The sequence below is a fragment of the Rhodanobacter sp. MP1X3 genome (assembly GCF_014207165.1).
Taxonomy (GTDB): domain Bacteria; phylum Pseudomonadota; class Gammaproteobacteria; order Xanthomonadales; family Rhodanobacteraceae; genus Rhodanobacter.
This window is the reverse complement of sequence record NZ_JACHCO010000001.1, coordinates 1457180-1470985: the sequence shown is the minus strand read 5'-3', so window position 1 is coordinate 1470985 and position 13806 is coordinate 1457180. Positions and strand designations below refer to the sequence as shown.

Annotated in this window: 9 protein-coding genes; 4 read left to right on the top strand and 5 right to left on the bottom strand. The window is 61.4% G+C overall.

Features of this window, described 5'->3' with window-relative positions; all coding sequences use genetic code 11:
• On the bottom strand, window positions 1-1440 hold the full coding sequence (tldD, locus tag HDE79_RS06170) for a metalloprotease TldD (RefSeq protein ID WP_184600977.1): 1440 nt from the start codon (window positions 1438-1440) through the stop codon (window positions 1-3).
• Between the two features lie 199 nt (window positions 1441-1639).
• Here tldD and HDE79_RS06165 point away from each other — a divergent pair, with 199 nt between their 5' ends.
• Window positions 1640-2866, top strand: coding sequence for a sterol desaturase family protein (locus HDE79_RS06165; RefSeq protein WP_184600976.1), 1227 nt, complete (start codon window positions 1640-1642; stop codon window positions 2864-2866).
• 30 nt (window positions 2867-2896) lie between these two features.
• On the opposite strand, the gene HDE79_RS06160 is transcribed toward HDE79_RS06165, so the two are convergent.
• Window positions 2897-6853: a YhdP family protein gene (locus HDE79_RS06160; RefSeq protein ID WP_184600975.1), complete on the bottom strand. Its 3957-nt coding sequence runs from the start codon at window positions 6851-6853 to the stop codon at window positions 2897-2899.
• Between the two features lie 33 nt (window positions 6854-6886).
• Window positions 6887-8368, bottom strand: a complete 1482-nt coding sequence (gene rng / locus HDE79_RS06155) for a ribonuclease G (protein WP_184600974.1) — start codon at window positions 8366-8368, stop codon at window positions 6887-6889.
• A 280-nt stretch (window positions 8369-8648) separates the two neighbouring features.
• Here rng and HDE79_RS06150 point away from each other — a divergent pair, with 280 nt between their 5' ends.
• Complete coding sequence (locus HDE79_RS06150) at window positions 8649-9359, top strand: ATP-binding protein (protein WP_184600973.1); 711 nt, start codon at window positions 8649-8651, stop codon at window positions 9357-9359.
• Between the two features lie 2 nt (window positions 9360-9361).
• Window positions 9362-9901, top strand: coding sequence for a mismatch-specific DNA-glycosylase (locus HDE79_RS06145; protein WP_255488260.1), 540 nt, complete (start codon window positions 9362-9364; stop codon window positions 9899-9901).
• A 316-nt stretch (window positions 9902-10217) separates the two neighbouring features.
• Here HDE79_RS06145 and HDE79_RS06140 read toward each other — a convergent pair whose 3' ends face one another.
• Window positions 10218-11627, bottom strand: a complete 1410-nt coding sequence (locus HDE79_RS06140; protein WP_184600972.1) for a serine hydrolase domain-containing protein — start codon at window positions 11625-11627, stop codon at window positions 10218-10220.
• A 225-nt stretch (window positions 11628-11852) separates the two neighbouring features.
• Window positions 11853-12035, bottom strand: coding sequence for a hypothetical protein (locus HDE79_RS06135; protein WP_184600970.1), 183 nt, complete (start codon window positions 12033-12035; stop codon window positions 11853-11855).
• A gap of 21 nt (window positions 12036-12056) precedes the next feature.
• Between HDE79_RS06135 and HDE79_RS06130 the strand changes: the two genes are divergently transcribed.
• Entirely contained in the window at window positions 12057-13655 is a 1599-nt protein-coding gene (locus HDE79_RS06130; RefSeq protein ID WP_184600968.1) for an amidase, read from the top strand.
• Window positions 13656-13806 lie beyond the last annotated feature (151 nt).

The following is a 13806-nucleotide window of genomic DNA, read 5'->3' as shown; positions in this document are numbered from 1 at the left end:
TTACGACGCCGTGCCGCCTACCGTCATACCGTCGATCTTCAGCGTCGGTTGACCAACGCCCACCGGCACGCTCTGACCATCCTTGCCGCAGACGCCGACGCCTTCGTCGAGCTTCAGATCATTGCCGATCATCGAGACGCGGTTGAGCACCTCGGGGCCGCTGCCTATCAGCGTGGCACCCTTCACCGGACGGGTGATCTTGCCGTCCTCGATCAGGTAGGCCTCGCTGGCGGTGAAGGTAAACTTGCCGCTGGTGATGTCGACCTGACCGCCGCCGAAGTTGGGCGCATACAGACCCTTCTTGACCGAGCGGATGATCTCGGCCGGATCGTGCTGGCCAGCCAGCATGTAGGTGTTGGTCATGCGCGGCATCGGCAACGACGTGAATGATTCGCGGCGACCGTTGCCGGTGGGCGCCATCCCCATCAGTCGTGCGTTGAGCTTGTCCTGCATGTAGCCCTTGAGGATGCCGTCCTCGATCAACGTGGTGCACTCGGTCGGCGTGCCTTCGTCGTCGATGCTGAGCGAGCCGCGGCGACCCGGCAGCGTGCCGTCGTCGACGATGGTCACGCCCTTGGCAGCCACGCGCTGGCCGATGCGGCCAGAGAAGGCAGAGCTGCCCTTGCGGTTGAAGTCGCCCTCCAGGCCATGGCCGATCGCCTCGTGCAGCAGCACGCCGGGCCAGCCGGGACCGAGTACCACCGTCATGTTGCCAGCCGGTGCATCGACGGAATCGAGGTTCACCAGCGCCTGGCGCACGGCTTCGTCGGCAAAGGCCAGCGCGCGGCCGTTCTCGATCAGCTCGCGATAACCATAGCGGCCGCCGCCGCCGGAATGACCCTGCTCGCGGCGGCCGTTCTGCTCGGCAATCACCTGCACGTTGAGGCGTACCAGCGGACGCACGTCGGCGGCCAGGGTGCCATCTGAGGCGGCAATCAGAATGGTGTCGATGGTGGCGGCAATGCTGACGATCACCTGCTTGATGCGCGGATCGCGCGAGCGCGCGTACGCATCGACCTCGCGCAGCAGCGCGATCTTCTCGGGATTGGGCAGGCTGTCGACCGGATCGATCGCCGGATACAGCTGACGCGCGCCATTCAGGGCCAGCGGCTTGCCGGCGCCGTTGCCATCGTGGGCGATCGCGCGCGCCGCGCGCGAAGCATCCAGCAGCTGTGGCATCACGATTTCATCGGAATAGGCGAAGCCGGTTTTCTCGCCGCTGATGGCGCGCACGCCAACGCCTTGCTCGATCGAGTGGCTACCGTCCTTGACGATGCCCTCTTCCAGCAGCCACGACTCGCTGCGCGAATGCTGAAAATACAGGTCGGCCGCGTCGATCGACGGGCCCATCAGCTGGTTGAACACGCGGTCGAGGTCGGTGGCGGCAATGCCGCCTGGCGCAAGCAGGCGGCGCTCGGCCTGGGCAATCAGTGAATCCATGGGGTCCTGCCGTTTCTGGTGCAGTTGAATTGCTTACTAGATAAGGTCAAATCCTGCGGCTTAAAGCCTGCCGCCGCAAGCCCGGTCAGCATCGATATCGCGGCCTGCACTGACATGACCACTGCCCAAACTTGGCGCTACCATGCGCTAGACGGCCGGATAGGCCGTCGCACATGCACTCTTTGACGCAGGAACGCTGATGACGCATCCCTCACGACGCAAGTTCGCACACAAGCTGGTCAATGTTGCAGTGATCGCGCCCGCCGAGCGCATCGGCATCGTGGTCGACGACACCCGCGAAATGTTCCGCGGCAGCGGTGAGCTCGCGCCCGGCAAGGCGATGGTCACCACTGCGATCGCCATGTCGCTGGCGATCCTGTGCCTGCTCGGCGTACTGGCTTTCCACTTTCCGCAGTACCTCACCACGCCCGAGCTACGCGTCAAATACTCGGTAGATGTGCTGCGTCAGGCACTGTTTGGCGCACTGCTGATTGCCGGCGCACTGTCGCTCGGCAACCTGATACTCAACCGCCAGCGCAACATCAATATCACGTCGTTTGTGCTCGTAATCGCCGCAGTGGCGCTGGGCGGCTCGCGCGTGCCAGTCGGCAATTTTCCGGATCACACGCCGTATATCGGCCTGGACTGGTTCATCCTCGACCTGCTCGGTTCCACATTGATCTTCGTGGTGATCGAAAAACTGTTTCCGCTGTACAAGGGCCAGGCGATTTTCCGGCCTGAATGGCAAACCGACATGAAGCATTTCGCGGTGAATCATTTCATCGTGGGATTGGCGTTGCTGACAGTGAATTTCCTGCTGCACCACTTGTTCGGCTGGCTGGTACGCAGCGATTTCCAACAATTCGTGCAGCACATCTGGTTCGTGCCGCAACTGCTGCTCTGCGTACTGGTAGCGGACATGGCGCAGTACTGGACGCACCGCGCGTATCACGAGGTACCGTTCCTCTGGCGCTTCCATTCAGTACACCACAGCGTAAAGACGATGGACTGGCTGGCCGGCTCGCGCCAGAGCATGCTTGAATTGATCGCCACCCGCGTCTGCGTGCTGGCGCCGCTGTACATACTGGGCTTCAGCGAGTCAGTGATGAATGGCTACATCCTGATCGTGGGCTTCCAGGCGGTGTTCAACCACGCCAACGTGCACCTGCCATGGGGGCCACTGAAGTACCTATTCGTGACGCCCAACTTCCACCATTGGCACCACGCCTCCGACGATATCGCGATCGACAAGAACTATGCCGCGCATTACGCCTTTATCGACTACCTGTTCGGTACCGCGGTGAAGACGAGCGACAAGTTTCCAGCCCGTTACGGCGTAGTCGGCGATTACATGCCGGACGGTTTCATCAACCAGCAGCTGTTTCCGTTCCGCGGCAGCACCAAACCGGCTGAGCCGGTCGCCTGATCCTGATCTGCCTGATCAGAGCTGGCCTGATCAGTGTCCCGCTGACTGCGCCGATGCCGGCTCGACATCTTTGGATGCATTGATCGGCATCGGCGCAACGGGTGCCGGCCCCAACACCGGCGCCGTATGCTTTTCGAGCAGGGTCATTACGGGTTTATCCCAGCTACCAGTAATTTTGTAACGCGCGCCGACCGCCTTGTTCAAACCGTGACCCAGCAAGCCCTGTACCGCGAAGCCTGCTGCTGCACCGATCGGACCGCCCACTACTGCGCCGACAATCGGCAAACTGTTGCCCGCGTGCGGCACCACGACAATTTGCTGATCGAATTTTTTCGCGCGCAGATCGGTACGGCCGGTAATGCTGATTTCCGCTGCAGGGCTATGGATCTTGAAGTTATTGGTGGTCGCTGTGCCGTTGGCCAAACGGAAATCACCGATCATCGAGTCGAACGCCAGCCCCTTGCCGAACACGTCACCGAAATCCAGCGTCATGCGGCGGGGCAATTCGGCCAGCGAAGCCAGACCCAATAAACGCCCCGCGCCCGGTGACGACACCTCGGGAATACGTCCATCATTCACATGCACGCTCAGCGTACCGTCCATGCTGGCCAGTGTCAGAGCGTTTGGCGCGCCAGGCCAGCTCGCATCGAGTTGATCATTGGTCTTGCCGCCGTTGACCAAGCCTTCGAAACCGAAAGCGCTGAGCATGCCACCGAGGTCTTCCGCCGCGAAGCTGATTTTCATATGGGTGTGGCTATCGGTAGCCGTGCCATTCCAGTCGCCGCTGGCGTTTATCTGCACGCGGCTGGACAGCGCACGCAACTGCTCAATATGCTGCCCAGCTGGTGTGGGCCAGGTTTCCAAGCGCGCTTCACCGAGCTTGGCATCGCCCAGACGCAGGTCTCCAAGCCACAGATGGAACGGTGGCAGCGCAGCGGGATTGATGCCAGTGTTCGCCGGATTGCTCAGCGGCGTATTCGCTGTTGCCGTAGTTGCCGCGGTTGATCCGTTTGCGGCGGTTGTCGACGCACTGACGGGCGGCACAATAATTGGACGTCCTTTTGCGTCAACCGATGCCACCGCATCCTTGGGCCAGTACAACTTTTGCAGCCGGGCGGTGATGCCGCGCTTGTCCAGTTCGCGGGTCGGTATATTGAAATTGCCGCTCATCGTGGCGGCATCGACGTCCACGCTGAGCGCATCGGCCTGTGGCTTGGCCTTGATCTGCATTGCGCCTAACGAGTAACCAAACAGCGTAGCCTGCCCCGCACTGATGTCGATACTCTCCAGTGACGGACCATCGCCACTACCGCCGGCCACTGCGCGCTGCACCCAGCCGGTAACGTCCATTTGATCGGTATGTCCGCGAATACGCAGACCCTGCGCAGGCAAGTCATCCGGCATCACGCTGCCCAAGGCCAGGGTGGCCGCCAGCGGTTTCTGCGCGCCGTCGCTCAAACGCAGGTGTCCGCGCATCGCCTGGCCAAGCCCCAACTGCACATCAGCCCCTGCAACCGGCAGACGAATCGCCACGTGCAGAGGCAGGGTTTCATCGGCCGACTTTTTTAGCGGCACGGGCAGATTCAGTGCGATACCGTTGAGGGGGGAATCAATGCTGAGGTTCTGCGTTAGCGCATCGCTACCGGGGGCATGCGCAATCGTGAAGCCTACGGTGAAATCGCTGCGGCCATCGGCCAGCTGTGCAATCCACTTCAATGAGGGATAATCCTGCAGCATTTCGGTGAACTGATAGCTGCCGGTCAATTGCGCTGAAAAAGTCGTGTTCGGATCGGTGTTGCCGCCGGCGATGGCCAGCTGCAGCTTGGACGGCTGTCCGCGGAAGCTGGCATCCAGTGGACCACCCTCCAGGCCATGCAGGTCAAAGCGCAATGGACCGCTGATCTTGTCCAACTTGAGGTTCCATTCCGGCGCGGTGAAGTCCGTGTCCTTCAGCTGCGCTATACCGTTCAGTTGCGCGTCGGCGGGTTTGTTCAAAGGCAACGCAAGATGAAAATCGACGGTGCCGCTGCCGCCAAGGTTCAACTTGGTCAGGATATCGGCTTGACGATTGCCGATGGGGCTTTTGCGCACGAACTCCATCAGGTCGGCACCGCTACCGCTGCCCTGCACGTTCAGGTCGAGCAAGGGCGTGGCAAAGTCGGGGATCAACGCAACCGCCTTGTCCGATTTGACGCCGAGCGCATGACCGGCGCTGGACTCGACCAACAGCCCGTTGTTGACGAAGTTGGCGACCAGATCCAGGCCTTCTGCACGCGGCCAATCCTTGCCATAGTCGAACGTCAGATCGCTGATCGCTGCGCGCACCTCGAAACGACCCTCGTTATGTCGGAACGGCCAATCGGCCAGACTACCGCGCAACAGCGCCTGCGCCTGATCGATATTGCCCGCCACCAAGGCGTTATCCAACCACGCAACCGTGGCGGGCGGTAACGCATTGATGGGCAAATACTGCTTTGCCACCGGCAAGTCGGCATGGTCGAGATTCGCATACATATCCACGAAAGGCGGCCCACCCTGCGCAGGCAAAGTCACCTCGCCACGCGCGTCACCGGCATAGCCAGTACCGGCAAAGTCCAGTGCATCCACGCCGATATGCCAGTCGCCATTGTCTGGCCAGAACGCCAGCGTGCCGCCCAACGAGGTCAGGGAAAACGGCTGGCGGAAGCTCTGTGGAAATTGCAGGGTGGTTGCCTGCGCCGGCAACTCCAACGAGAACGCTTCGTCGTCGCCACGCAGTTCGCCATGCAGACCACTCACTCCGGGCAACTTGCCTACGGCATCGATGCCCAAGCCAGCGAACGCCAGATCGACTGCCTGCACGCCGTCGGTCTGATTCCAGTGCAAGGCAACGCGATTGAGATCGCCACGCGGATGTCCGCTGCCCAGCCATTGGGCCATCGGTAGCCCGAGGTCCGGCTTCAATGCAAGCCAAGGTAACAGCGGCGCCAGCTGCAGTTCACGGGCGGCAATGCCCACGCTGACTGGCTGACCCTGGGGCTGATGCAGGCTGAGCGCCAGCAGGCTGCCGTCGTCGCCGGCCCAGCGCAGGTCATAACCGTCGGCGATGCGGCGCAAGCCGGCAACCCCGTGCAAGGCCGAAACGCTGGCACGTGCTCCGTCGGCGTGGGACACCGCCAGCTGATCGAGGTCGAAGCGGATCGTACTGCTGACCAGCTTTCCGCGGCGCCAGTCGAGCCATGATGCCAATTGACCGTGACCTTGCTCAGCCGTATAGCCGTCCAGATCGATTCCCTGCAGCAACGGCTTGAGATCGACGCCATGAGCACCGAGCCACAGATGACCTGAGCTGCCGTCCTCGCGAAAACGCCCCGCCGCATGCAACACGGTAGCAGCACCGTCACGCCGCAGAACGCCGCCGAAACGAATATGGTCGCCCTGGCGGCTCAGACGCAACTGCTGAGCGAGCAGCGTGTAGCTTTTAGCGGGCTTTGCATCGGTGATGACAACTCGCAGATTCTCCAGCCAGATATCCATCGACAGCGGACCCATCGACAGCGGCTGCTGATTTCCGCCACCTGCCACGCCGATACCGTTGACGTGCCAACCACCGTCGGCGTCACGAGCCAGATCCAGCTCCAGGCCGCGCACGTGCAGGTTGACCAAGTGCCGCGATGGCGCGAGCCAGCCGCCAAAATCCAGCTTCAATTCGGACTCGGGAATCTGCAGCGGCGTATCGGTTGCGCCTTTCAATGCACCGACAGTCACACCATGCATCACGAACAGCGGCCCGGACGGCGTCCAGCGCCCTTCCATCGAGGCAAAGCTGACTGGCCGCTGCAACCGCTCGCTGAGCTGCGCAGCCACCCATTCAGGGTGACGGGCCAGTAGCGGCAGCAGCAGTTGCGTCAACGCCATCACCACCGCCAGCAGGATCACCGCGACACCGCTGATCCAGCCCACTGCACGCGCGCAACCATGCAGCCGCCGCTGCCACAACGCCTTCACGCGCAGTAATCCGGGCCGGATTTCGGGACAGACTTACAGCAAAACCACATCAAACTGTTCCTGCGAATAATGTTCTTCGGCCTGGAAGCGTATGCTTTTCGAGATGAACTCTTCCAGTTCAGCCACTGCGCCGGACTCCTCTTCGAGAATGCGGGTAACTACCGACTGGCTGGCCATCACCAGCAATTTCTCGGCGTTGAACTGGCGCACCGCACGGGTGATTTCGCGAAAAATTTCGTAGGTCACCGTTTCGGCGGTCTTCAGCTGCCCACGACCGTTGCAGGTGGCGCAGGGTTCACACAGCTGGCGCGCAAGACTTTCCGTAGTGCGCTTGCGGGTCATCTCGACCAGACCCAGCGCCGACATCGGATATACCGTGGTCTTCGCGTGGTCGCGCGCCAACCCCTTGTTCAACATGCGCAACACCTGGCGCTTGTGCTCCTCATCGATCATGTCGATGAAGTCAATGATGATGATGCCGCCGAGGTTGCGCAGGCGCAGCTGCCGCGACGCCGCCTGCGCCGCTTCGAGGTTGGTCCGGTAAACCGTCTCTTCGAGATTGCGCGTACCCAGATAGGCGCCGGTATTGACGTCGATCGTGGTCATTGCCTCGGTCTGGTCCACGATCAGATAGCCGCCGGATTTCAGCGGAACTTCCTTTTTCAGCGCGCGCTGCATCTCGTCTTCGACGCCGTAGAGGTCAAAGATCGGCCGCTCGCCGTCGTAATGCTCGATGCGGTCGTCCAGATGCGGCATGAACTTGTGCACGAACTTCACCACTTTTTCGAACGTTGCGTGCGAATCGATGCGTACTTTTTCGATATCGTCGTTGAGCATGTCGCGCAAACTGCGCAGCGGCAGCGAGAGTTCTTCGTAGACCCTCTCGCCGACCTTGGCCTTGGCGATGTTTTCCTGCACTACGCGCCAGACTTTACTGAGATAGGTCACGTCGAACGCCAGTGACTCGGCGCTCTGCCCCTCCGCGTTCGTGCGCACGATGTAACCCAATGGGTTTTCGCCAATCAGCGGTGTCAGCACGTCCTTCAGTCGCTGCCGCTCGGCTTCGTCCTCGATCCGGGTGGAAATACCCAAGGTACGCGCGTACGGCAGCAGCACCAGATAGCGCGAGGGAATCGACAAGTGCGCCGACAGCCGCGCGCCCTTGGTGCTGATCGGGTCCTTGACCACCTGTACGACAATTTCCTGGCCTTCGTGCACCAGCTCATTGATCGAGGGCGTGTGGCCGTTGCCGGCCGACTCGGCGCCATCAACCGACGGCGCCGACATCGGGCGCACGATGTCCGAGGCGTGCAGAAACGCCGCACGCTCCAGCCCGATCTCCACGAACACTGCCTGCATGCCAGGCATCACGCGCTGCACGCGACCCTTGTAGACGTTGCCGACGTAGCCGCGCTTGGAGGCCCGTTCAACGTGCACCTCCTGCAACATGCCGTTCTCGACCACGCCGACCCGCGTCTCGCGCGGCGTCACGTTGATCAGAATTTCTTCACTCACCAGATACTCCCCAAATTGAGCTTCTTTATAGCGGCTGCGGCGGTTGACTGTCGATGAACCATTTTCACGGCAACCGGCAACATAGTGATTTACAGCACCCAATCTACCCAACAACACCCGGGCCAGCCCGGTGCATCATGCCCAACTGCACCCAACGTTCCTGATCCCGGACATCCATGATTGACATAAGCGCAGTTTGGCGGCTGGGGCGTACATGGGGTGTAGGCAACGGGTACATAGCCCGTTCAATTCCCGACACCGCATCGCGTAAAGTAGCGCCATGACGGCAACTCCGACATTACTGGCCTGGAGCGGTGGCAAGGACTGTTTGCTGGCGCTGCAGCGGCTGCTGGCCGATCCGCAGTGGCGGGTGGTTGGCCTGTTGACTACGGTCAATCGCAATTATTCGCGCGTGGCCATGCACGGCATCCATCGTGACATCCTGTTGGCGCAAACGGCCGCGCTCGGGCTGCCGTTGATCGAAGTATTGCTGGACTGGCCCGGCAGCAACGACGCCTATGAGGAAGCCCACGCCAAAGGGCTGGTCGAAGCGCGCATGCGCTGGCCCGGTATTCGCCATTGCGCCTTTGGCGACCTGTTCCTGCAGGACGTGCGTGATTACCGCGTTCGCCAGCTCGGTCGCGACAACTGGCGCGCGGTATTCCCATTGTGGGGTGAGGACACCGCCGCACTGTCGCGACGCTTTGTCAGTGAGGGACATCGCGCGATGCTGTGCTGCGTGGATACCCAGCAACTGGATGCTGCGTATTGTGGCCGCGAGTACAACACGGCCCTGCTCGACGAACTACCTTCCGGCACCGATGCCTGCGGTGAACGTGGTGAATTCCATACGCTCGCTTTTGGTGGCCCCTTGTTTGCCGAGCTGTTGAAGCTGCGCCGAGGCGAGTCCGTGCTGCGCGACGGACGTTTCCAGTTCACTGATTTCCTGCTTGATGGTGTCAGGCCGCCTAATATCAGGCTTGATGATTGACGATGCAGAATTCCATGCACGCGGATGACGACCATGTGCTACCCGACGTGCTGCAGGCGGGACTCACGCTGGTGTTCTGCGGCACTGCCGCCGGCAGGCGCTCGGCCGCCGAAGGCGCGTACTACGCCCATCCCGGCAACCTGTTCTGGCGCGCGCTGCATCAGTCGGAGCTGACGCCACGCTTGCTGGTGCCGGCGGAATTTTCACAGCTGCCGAATTACGGCATCGGCCTTACCGATCTGGCCAAACATCACATCGGCAATGACAATCAGCTGCCGCGCGATGCTTTCGATGCCGCCGCACTTGTCGCCAAGATCGAATATTACGCACCGCGCCTGCTCGCCTTCACCAGCAAGAACGGCGCGCGCGCCGCGCTCGGCCACGCCGTCGATTACGGCCTGCAGCCAGGCACTATCGGCGAAACGCAAATATTTGTGCTGCCGTCACCGTCGGGACAGGCGCGCGGCCACTGGAATATCGCGCCGTGGCTGGCACTGGCTAAGCTGCTGCACCAGCCGGTGCCAGCTCAAGCAATCGTGTGAACGGCGTGGGCCAAACGACAGTCCACTGAGCTTGCCAGCCCCGTCAAAGCCAACGCCAAATCTCGGCACCCTGCCCAGCCCGAAATGGATCATATAGTCGAACCATTTCAAGCCGCCCTGCGATCGCTGGTCCTTGCATACGGGCATGGACGAAATGCCGTACGGCACCAACTCGCCAACCAGCCGTTTCGCCAGGCCAGCCTTCATCGTCCCATCCAACTTGGCATTCGCGTGCGTGGCATCTGCACTCCCTTGCCGTAGTTATTCGAAGACAGCCTTTACGCCAGGCGTGCTGACGTCCACGAGGCCTACGCAATCAGCCGAGGGACAGCGACGCGACTTTGCCGTCGGCATCCAGTCCGAGCGAGAATTTCAGCCGGCTGCCCGGACCGAAATAGATTACGTAGTCGGACCAGCGCCGCTTGCCTTCCGTGCGCCTCCCCCTGAAGACGAAAGCCGACGGCCGACCGTACGGAAGCAGCTTATCGCCCATCCGTTTGGCCAGCCCGGCCTGCATCTTGGCCGCCAGCTTCGCGGACAATTGCGCCGCGTCCGGCTCCCCGCGCTGCCACTGCAGGAACACCGCCTTCGCCGCCGCCGTCGCGGCGACGTCCTCGCCAGCAGCCGGGCGCGCCGCCGCGACTGCTAGTTCGGGATAAAGCTCCTCGAACACCGCCGTAGTGATCCGTTCGCCGGGCTCGGGGGCGTCCTTGCCATTGGTGAAGGCGATGATCTGTACGCCTTGCTTGGGGTAGTACTCATTGGCTGTGGTGAAACCGAGCGAACCGCCGGTATGACCGATGCGCAGCTGACCATTGGTTGTATCGATGAACAGGCCGAAGCCATAACCGGCATTACCGTCATCCGTAGTCTTCACCGAGGTACCCATCAAGGCATAGTCCGCCGGGGTGACGATCCGGCCGCCTTGCAACGCCAGGTTCCACTTCTGCAGATCACCGACGGTCGAGACCAGGAAACCTGCCGGCCCACCCACTGAATCGCTGATCGTCCCTGCGCGCTCGATGCGCCCGTTCTCGCGGCTGTAGCCGAGCGCCATGTCTGGCAGGTGCGCCTCGTCCCCCACGGTGAAGGTTTGCGTCATCCCTGCCGGATCGAGCAAGTGGGTCTGCACATAGTGCCGAAAGGATTCGTGCGAGACCAGCTCGATGATGCGGCCCAGCATGGCGTAGCCGGTATTGGAATAAGTCCAATGGCTGCCCGGCGCAAAGTCCAGCGGCTTGCCGGCGATATGCGCCATAAGCTGGTCGAAGCTGGCCGGCTTGCCAATCGTGTGGTCGGCATCCATCGCATCGAGATATTCCGGCAGGCCGCTGGTATGCGAGAGCAGTTGCCGCAGCGTCACCTCGGCCGCATGCGGTACATCAGGAAGATAAGTTGCCACTTTGTCATCGATGCGCAACTTACCCGCTTCCTGCAATTGCAGGATCGCTGCAGCGGTGAACTGCTTGGTGATCGAACCGATCTCATAGTGAGTGTCTACGGTGGCTGGCAAGCGCTGCTCACGGTTGCGCAGGCCGTAAGCGTGGCTGTAGACGATATGGCCATCCTTGGCGATAGCGATGCTGGCGCCAGGGGCCGTGCTGTCATGCAGGATCGCCATGACATCCGCGGCGATCCGCTTCGTCTGGTCGCTGGTAACGGCATCGCTGGCGATCGCTGCGGTGGAAGCGCCAAGGCAAGCGAGAAAGAGGAGGGTGCGCAACATGGAAGACTCCGGTTTCGGAAGAGGTGCCCCAGCGGGCATAACAACTGTCTAAGGCAAGAGCCGTACCAGCCAGCAAGCCAAAAATAGTCCTTTGATTTCGGTGATTTGCAAATAAATCGCCGACTTCGACATAGTCCGCGGACACCTGCGGCGGACAGCCGGACACTATCGCAAAAGATCAATCCAGCGACCGAGCACGCCCCTTGCCGACCTCCCGTTCCCGCATCATCTGACCGGACGCATGGCTGGCAGCATTAAAATCACGGCGGTGAAAATTCGGCGGTTAATGGCGCTCGAGGGCACATTCAATTTGACGTGAACATTCATCCGTGCATTTTCATCGATAAAGTACGCGAGTACCCGCGTAAAAGGAGCGCAGGCATGCAGCGAAGCAACAGCCTGTGCCATCAACAATATCCGGAGTGCGTCATGATCCGTTCGATTCTCGTCTGTGCCCTGTTTAGTGGTGCGGCCTTGGCCAGCACCACCTCCGCTGTGCAGGATGAAACCGATGCCTATGCATCGATCGCCCAACTGCAGCAGCAGATGGACGCTGGAAAACTCAGTAGCGCAACTCTGACTCGACAATTTACCGCACGCGTTCAACAGATCGATCAGAGCGGACCAAGCTTGCGTGCCGTGCTGGAAGTCAATCCGGATGCAGCGAGTCTTGCATCTGCGCTCGACAAGGAGCGCAAAAAAAAACACGGCCCGCTTTACGGCATTCCTGTGATGCTGAAAGACAATATCGACACCGGTGACCACATGCAGACCAGCGCCGGCTCACTGGCGCTGGTAGGTGCACCAGCGACGCACGATGCCGCCTTAGTCACGCGGCTGCGCGATGCCGGTGCATTGATCCTGGGCAAGACCAATCTCAGCGAATGGGCGAACTATCGTTCCGACCACGCCAGCAGCGGCTGGAGTGGTCGTGGTGGGCAGACGCGCAATCCCTATGCGCTCGATCGCAACCCTTGCGGGTCTAGCGCAGGCTCGGCCGCTGCAGTGGCCGCCGGGCTGACCACGGTGGCGATCGGCAGCGAAACCGACGGCTCGATTATCTGCCCGGCATCGATGAACGGTCTCGTCGGCATCAAGCCGACGCTAGGTCTGGTCAGTCGCAGCGGCATCGTGCCGATCAGCCACAATCAGGACACTGCCGGCCCCATTGCACGCAACGTCGCCGATGCCGCGGCCCTGCTCAGCGTCATCGCCGGTAGCGATGCCAAAGACCCGGCCACGATCGATTCGAACAAGCACGCCACCGACTACACCCGCTTCCTCGATCCGAACGGCCTGCGCGGCAAGCGCATCGGTGTGGTGCGACAGCTCGGTGGTGCGGAGCCAAACGCCGATCGCGTGCTCAATCAGGCGATTGCGGTGATGAAGGCAAACGGCGCCATCATCGTGGACCCCGTTACGCTGCCGCATCTCAGCGAGCTGGGCGCGCCGGAGACGACCGTGCTGCTGTATGACTTCAAGCACGACATCAATGCCTATCTGGCGACGCGCAGCGGCCTCACCGTACACACGCTGGCCGATCTGATCACCTTCGACAAACGCGAAGCGGCACGCGAGATGCCCTGGTTCGGGCAGGAGCTGTTCGAGCAGGCCGAAGCAAAAGGCCCTCTCACCGAAACGGCATATACGCAGGCTCTGGAAAAAGCGAAGCGGCTGGCAGGCCCGGAAGGTATTGATGCGGCGCTGAAGGCGGATCGCCTCGATGCACTGCTGGCGCCGTCATGGGGGCCGGCCTACATGACCGATCCAGTGCTGGGTGACCACATCGTCAGTGGTGATCCCACCGTGGGCGGAGCCTCGCAACCGGCAGCCGTTTCCGGCTATCCATCACTCACCGTACCGGCGGGCTGGGCGCACGGTTTGCCTGTGGGCATCGTGTTGTTTGGAGCGAAATGGAGCGAGCCAACGCTGATTGCCATCGGCTATGGCTTCGAACAGCACACACATGTTTGGCAGCCGCCGAAGTTTCTCGCTACCGTTGCCGGCAAAGCGCAGGTCACCGACTGATCATCCGTACCATGCCTCGATCAGAGTCATTCCCGCTGCAGCGCGGGATCCGAGTGGAGCGACTTCGGTCGCGACGCGTGCCCGTTTAACGCCCCAAATGCGACGACTCAGCGCCACCCCTGACTAGCACAATCGCCTCACTTTCTTTTTG